Annotated in this window: 6 protein-coding genes and 1 pseudogene; 5 read left to right on the forward strand and 2 right to left on the reverse strand. The window is 72.4% G+C overall.

Annotated features, from left to right (window positions below):
• Window positions 1-193: 193 nt before the first annotated feature.
• Complete coding sequence (locus JNW89_RS25910) at window positions 194-565, forward strand: SCP2 sterol-binding domain-containing protein (RefSeq protein ID WP_238450914.1); 372 nt, start codon at window positions 194-196, stop codon at window positions 563-565.
• Window positions 565-2,625 (forward strand): glycogen debranching N-terminal domain-containing protein, encoded by a 2,061-nt coding sequence (locus JNW89_RS25915; protein ID WP_238450915.1) that lies wholly within the window; start codon window positions 565-567, stop codon window positions 2,623-2,625. The genes JNW89_RS25910 and JNW89_RS25915 overlap by 1 nt, the downstream gene beginning before the upstream one ends.
• Window positions 2,626-2,657: 32 nt before the next feature.
• Here JNW89_RS25915 and JNW89_RS25920 read toward each other — a convergent pair whose 3' ends face one another.
• The gene (locus JNW89_RS25920) at window positions 2,658-3,020 is read right to left on the reverse strand and encodes a VOC family protein (protein WP_210775658.1); all 363 of its coding nucleotides are present in this window, start codon (window positions 3,018-3,020) and stop codon (window positions 2,658-2,660) included.
• Window positions 3,021-3,072: 52 nt separating this feature from the next.
• Window positions 3,073-3,720 carry an alpha/beta hydrolase gene (locus tag JNW89_RS25925; RefSeq protein WP_238450917.1) on the reverse strand — a complete coding sequence of 216 codons (648 nt, stop codon included), beginning with the start codon at window positions 3,718-3,720 and terminating at the stop codon, window positions 3,073-3,075.
• A gap of 134 nt (window positions 3,721-3,854) precedes the next feature.
• Here JNW89_RS25925 and JNW89_RS25930 point away from each other — a divergent pair, with 134 nt between their 5' ends.
• The 3 genes and pseudogenes from JNW89_RS25930 to JNW89_RS25940 form a co-directional block, all read left to right on the forward strand.
• Window positions 3,855-4,604, forward strand: a complete 750-nt coding sequence (locus JNW89_RS25930; protein ID WP_238450919.1) for a 1-acyl-sn-glycerol-3-phosphate acyltransferase — start codon at window positions 3,855-3,857, stop codon at window positions 4,602-4,604.
• A 118-nt stretch (window positions 4,605-4,722) separates the two neighbouring features.
• Window positions 4,723-5,331: an isochorismatase family protein gene (locus JNW89_RS25935; RefSeq protein ID WP_238450921.1), complete on the forward strand. Its 609-nt coding sequence runs from the start codon at window positions 4,723-4,725 to the stop codon at window positions 5,329-5,331.
• A 4-nt stretch (window positions 5,332-5,335) separates the two neighbouring features.
• Window positions 5,336-5,621 (forward strand): annotated as a pseudogene (locus tag JNW89_RS25940) (AraC family transcriptional regulator); the annotation flags it as partial.

Consider the following 5,621-nt stretch of genomic DNA (forward strand, 5'->3'; position numbering starts at 1 on the left):
GGTGGGCGAGCACCCGGCCGCGGTCGACCGTCGGCACCGCCACCATCGGCCCTCCCGTCGTCGTCCGTCGAGCAGGCTACTGCGCCGGTCCGACCCTCGCCCGGACTCACCCGATCCGGGCGAGGTTGACGGCGTGCCGGCTGGGGACCCGGTCGGCGTACGTCGTGATGGCGTGGATCGACGGGGGGAGTGGATGGTGGACCCGACCACGAGGTTCTTCGACGATCTCGACCGGCGGGGTTACGAGCCCCTGCTGGACAAGACCTCGGGGACGTTGCGCTTCGACCTGCACGAGGGGGCGCAGACGACGCACTGGCTGCTCCAGATCGAACGGGGCCAGCTCGGGGTGAGCCAGGAGGACCGGGAGGCGGACACGGTGGTCGGCACCGATCCGGTGTTCTTCGGCGACATGGTCGCGGGCCGCGACAACGCGATCGCCGCGCTGCTGCGGGGGGACGTGACCGTCTCGGGCGACCTGCGCCTGTTGCTCCAGGTGGAGCGGATCTTCCCGGGTCCCCCCACCTCCACCGGCCCCCGTCACGAATTCCGCAGGGAGGCCCGCTGATGGCGCAGAGCAACATGATCCGCATCCTGGACGGCAACACCTTCGTCGTCTCCCAGGACACCGGCGACATCGAGGCGACGCCGAGCGAGCCGACCGGCCTGTTCTCCCTCGACACCCGCTTCCTGTCGAAGTGGGTGCTGACGGTCAACGGCGAGCGGCTCAACGCGCTCTCCTTCGACGACCTGCAGTACTACGAGGCGCGGTTCTTCCTGGTGCCCGGCATGGCCACCCACTACATCGACGCCAAGCTGTCGATCATCCGGGAGCGCGCCGTGGGCGGCAGCTTCCAGGAGCAGGTGACCATCCTCAACCACGACGAGAAGCCGGTGGACCTGGAGATCCGGATGGACGCCGGCTCCGACTTCGCCGACCTGTTCCAGGTCAAGGACGAGATCCTGAACAAGAAGGGCGAGATCTACACCGAGGTGGAGGCGGACCGGCTGCGCCTGGGCTACCGGCGGGGCAACTTCCAGCGGGAGACGGTCATCTCGGCGTCCCGCCCGGCCCGCTACGACAAGAACGGGTTCGCGTTCAGCGTCCACCTGGAACCCAACGAGCAGTGGGACACCAGCATCGAGGTGGGCACGTTCGCGCTCGGCCCGGGCGGTCGGGACCTGCGGATGGGGCTGCGGGCGCACGGCACCGAGCGGCTGGCCCTCCAGCACGACCTGGAGGCGTGGGTGGCCAAGGCTCCCAAGGTCAACAGTGAGCACCCGGAGCTGGCGTCCACCTACCGGCGCAGCCTGATCGACCTGGCGGCGCTGCGCTTCTCGCCGCTGTCGCTCGGTGGCCAGGCCCTGCCCGCGGCCGGCCTGCCGTGGTTCATGACGATGTTCGGCCGGGACAGCATCCTGACCTGCCTCCAGGTGCTGCCGTTCGCCCCCGACCTGTCCAGGACGACGCTGCGCATCCTGGGCGCCCTGCAGGGCACCCGGTTCGACGACTTCCGGGACGAGGACCCGGGCCGGATCCTGCACGAGATGCGCTATGGCGAGACCGCCGCCTTCGAGGAGCAGCCGCACTCGCCGTACTACGGGTCGGTCGACGCCACGCCGCTCTTCGTGATCCTGCTCGACGAGTACGAGAAGTGGAGCGGGGACGTCGCCCTGGTCCGCGAGTTGGAACGCGAGTGCCGGGCCGCGCTCAAGTGGATCGACGACTACGCCGACCTGGTCGGCAGCGGCTACATCTGGTACGAGCGGCGCAACAGCGAGACCGGCCTGGAGAACCAGTGCTGGAAGGACTCCTGGGACTCGATCCAGTACCGCGACGGCACGCTGCCGCCGTTTCCCCGGGCCACCTGTGAGGTGCAGGGCTACGCGTACGACGCGAAGCTGCGCGCCGCCCGGCTGGCCCGGGAGTTCTGGGGCGACCCGGCGTACGCCGACCAGCTGGAGCGGGAGGCGGCGCAGCTCAAGGAGCGGTTCAACCGGGACTGGTGGGTGGAGGACGGCGAGTACTACGCCCTCGCCCTGGACCCGGAGGGGCGCCAGTGCGCCACGCTGACCTCCAACATTGGGCACCTGCTGTGGAGCGGGATCGTCGACCAGGACCGGGCCGAGAAGATCGCCCACCACCTGATCGGTCCCCGGCTCTTCTCCGGCTGGGGGGTACGCACCCTCGCCGAGGGCGAGGTCCGGTACAACCCGATCGGCTACCACAACGGCACGATCTGGCCGTTCGACAACTCCTTCATCGCCTGGGGCCTGCGCCGGTACGGCTTCAACGAGGAGGCCGCCACCATCGCCAGCGGGATCCTCGACGCCGCCCGCTACTTCAACGGGCGGCTGCCGGAGGCGTTCGGCGGCTATCCCCGCGAGCAGACCAAGTTCCCGGTGGAGTACCCGACCGCGTGCAGCCCGCAGGCGTGGTCCACCGGCACCCCGCTGCTGCTGCTGCGCACCATGCTCGGGCTGGAGCCGCACGAGGGGCACCTGGCGGTCGAGCCGATGCTGCCGGCGGGCATGGGGCGGATCGAGGTGCTGGACATCCCGGGCCGGTGGGGTCGGGTGGACGCCTTCGCCCGAGGCCGGTTGGACCTGGAGAAGCTCACCGATTGAGCCGCGTACCCGCCTGCTCTCCCGCCGCCCGCTCAGGGCCGGTGGGGGAGCAGGCAGAACTCGTTGCCCTCGGGGTCGGCGAGGACCGTCCAGCCCGGCAGCTCCCGGACCACGGTGGCGCCGGCCGCCAGCACGTCGGCCCGTTCCTCGGCGTCGCCCACCAGGTCGAGGTGGATCCGACCGGGGGCGGGCAGGTCGGGCACGGGGGAGATCCAGACGTCGGGGCGGTGCCCGTGCGGGTCACGTAGCAGCACCGACTCGCCCGGGTCCAGCGACCGGTCGGCGAGCTTCGCCTCGTCCTCCGGCACCACCGGCAGCCCGGTGACCACGCTCCAGAAGGGCGCCAGCAGGTACGGGTCGCGGCAGTGGATCACGATGGAGTGCAGCTCCGGCATGCGTCGACGGTAGCCCCGCCGACTCCCCGTGGGCGGTGGATTCCTCTGCCGGTCAGCGGGCCGGCAGGACGGTGTCGAGGAACGCGGCGGTGACCGCCTGGATGTCCGGCCGGTCCAGGGCCAGGGCGTGACCGCCGTGGGTGATCCAGGTGTGGGTGGGATGGCCGGCGGCGACGAGCGCCCCGGTGAGGGCGACCGACTGGCCCACCGGAACGGCCGGGTCGCCGGTCCCGTGCACGAGCAGCACCGGCACCCGGTTGCCGAGGTGGCTGGCGACGGTCGAGTCGACGGTGGCGGGGTCACCGGCGGCCGGCGGGTGGCCCAGCAGATCGGCCCACGGGTCGTCGGGCGCCCGCGACCGGCGCCACTCGTCGTCCAGCGGGTCGCTCACCGGCCAGTACGCCAGCCCCGCCGCGACGTCGTCCGGCCGGTCGATCCCGCGCAGCGCCAGGTGCAGGGCCAGGGTGCCGCCGGCCGAGTCTCCGGCGACCAGCAGCGGCAGCCCGCCCGCCTCCTCGCGGGCGGCCCGCGCCGCCCGGCGTACGTCGTCGAGCTGCGCCGGCCAGCGCGCCTGGTGGGAGAAGCGGTAGGTCGCCGCCACCACCCGCAGCCCGAGCGGGGCCAGGGCCGCGCCGTCCTCGTCCGACCGGCCACGCCATCCGCCGCCGTGGATCCAGAGCAGCACCGCGCGTTCCGTCATCCCGCCATCCTGGGTCGCGGGCACCAGCGCTGGCGAGCCCTTCTGCCAGCGGCAGAGCGACGGCCCCGGCCGGACCACCGCGGGCCGGTTTCGGGCCCTACGGCTCCGTAACCTACGCGGGGTAAAGTTGGCGAATGTCGGAACTCGTGTACCCCCCTGTGATCGCCGCCGCCAAGACGATGTTCCGGGTCCTCGACCTGCGCCTGACCGTCGAGGGCAGCCACCACGTGCCGCGTACCGGCGGGGCCGTGCTGGCCAGCAACCACGTCAGCTACCTCGACTTCATCTTCTGCGGCTACGGGGCGCACGAATCCCGCCGGCTGGTCCGGTTCATGGCGAAGCACGAGGTCTTCGCGCACAAGGTCTCCGGCCCGCTGATGCGCGGCATGAAGCACATCCCGGTGGACCGCCGCGCCGGCGCCGGGTCGTACAACGCGGCGGTGGGCGCGCTGCGACGCGGCGAGGTGGTCGGCGTCTTCCCCGAGGCGACGATCAGCCGCTCGCTCACCGTCAAGGAGCTCAAGAGCGGAGCCGCCCGGATGGCGCAGCAGGCCGGCGTGCCGCTGCTGCCGGTGGCGGTCTGGGGCACCCAGCGGCTCTGGACCAAGGGCCGGCCCAAGAACCTGACCCGCCGGCACACCCCGATCAACATCCTGATCGGCGAGCCGATGGACCCGGCGGGCTGGCCGGACGCCAACGCCATGACCGTCGAGCTGAAGAGCCGGCTGTCGGCCCTGGTCGACCGGGTTCAGCGGGAGTACCCGGACAAGCCGGCCGGCCCGGAGGACGCCTGGTGGCAGCCGGCCCACCTCGGCGGCACCGCCCCCACCCTGGAGGAGGCCGCCGAGCTGGACCGGCGCGGCCGCCGCACCGCCGCCTCCTGAGCCATCCGCCCCGGCTGACGCCCGGGCTCCGGTGGGCCGGGGCGGTGACCGGATCGTTCCGCATCCGGGCATGATGGTGTCTGCCGCCCCGGCAGTCACCCGGCCAGGATCTGAAGCCATGAGCAGAGCAGCACTCGTCGTCATCGACGTCCAGGAGTCCTTCCGTCAGCGCCCGATCTGGGCCCACGCGTCGCAGCCCGACATCGTGCGCCAGGTCGACCGGCTGGTCGACGCCGCGCGTCGCCGGGGCGACCTGGTGGTCTGGGTCCTGCACGCCGAGCCGGGGAGCGGGACCGTCTTCGACCCGGCGCTCGGCCACGTCCGGCTGATCGCGGGGCTGACCCCGGTGGCCGGCGAGCCCACCCTGGTCAAGACGTCCCACAACGCCTTCACCACCACCAACCTCCAGCAGATCCTCACCATGGCCGGCATCCGCGAGCTGACCGTCTGCGGCATCCGCACCGAGCAGTGCGTCGAGACCACCACCCGGGTCGGCTGCGACCTGGGCTACGAGATGACGTTCGTGACCGACGCGACGGTGACCTTCCCGACTCCGCACCGGGACCTGCCGCCCACCGCCACCGTCGAGGAGATCCTCGCCGACCCGCGCACCCTCTCCGGCGAAGAGATGACCGCCCGGACGGAGTACGCCCTCGCCGGCCGCTTCGCCACCGTCCGCACCGTCGACGAGGTGACCGGGGCTACCCCGGTCGGCGCGCGGAGCTGACCCGATGGCCCGGGTCGTCTTCCTGCTGGTCCCGCAGCTGCACCTGCTGGACCTGGCCGGCCCGGCCCAGGTCTTCTCCACCGCCGCCGACAACGGGTACGACTACCGGCTGCACTACGTCGCCGAGCGGGACACCGTGCCGACCGTGCAGGGCGTACCGCTGGGGGCCGCCACCGGGTGGCCGGAGCTGGACGCGGACGACCTGGTGGTCGTACCCGGGTGGCGACCGCGGGCGCACGCCCGGCGGGGCCGGTCGCCGGGACGACCTGCGCCGCCTGGCCGAGCACCAC

It is taken from the genome of Micromonospora sp. 4G55 (assembly GCF_016803375.1).